Here is a 622-nt window from a genome sequence, read left to right as displayed (position 1 = left end):
GTTTAAAACATCAGCAGATGTCCGTGATTGTTCAACCAAGGAATTACCCTTGCAGGCTTACACCTATACCATCATTCAGCGATTAGACAATTTGAACCAGCAGCGTATCGATCGCGCGCTGGCGCTTATGGATTCGCAAAGCCAGCAAGTTTTCCACTTGATTCCTGCCTTACTGAACTACAATCACCCAGTCATTCCGGGCTACTACGACGCTGACGTTCCGTACGGCGTACACGGGCTTGAACTCAATCCTATCCAACAGCAATTCATCGACGACATACAACTCGCCATTGGTCAGCCACTCAAGACGGCAGAAAAGCCAGCGATCTTGGGCTTATATACCATGGGTAGTACGTCATCGATTGGTCAAAGCACTTCCAGCGATTTAGACATTTGGGTATGTATTTCGCCAGAGATGGATTGCGACGAACGTGAACTGCTCACCAACAAATGTTTGCTGATCACCGATTGGGCGCAAAGCCAAGGGGTGGAAGCGAACTTCTTCTTGATGGATGAAGAGCGTTTTAGAAGTAACCATTCTGAAGAGATGACGGGTGACAACTGCGGTTCCTCACAGCACTTGCTTTTGCTTGATGAGTTCTATCGCAGTGCAGTACGTATC

The 622-nt window shown here is 47.9% G+C and carries 1 pseudogene; it reads left to right on the top strand.

The features are described 5' to 3' along the window. Positions 1-49 precede the first annotated feature (49 nt). Positions 50-622, top strand: a pseudogene (gene cyaA, locus R7Q11_RS27475) (adenylate cyclase); the annotation flags it as partial.

This window comes from Vibrio sp. 970 (assembly GCF_033339075.1).
Note: the sequence above shows the minus strand (reverse complement) of the source record. Positions and strands in the feature narration are given on the sequence as shown.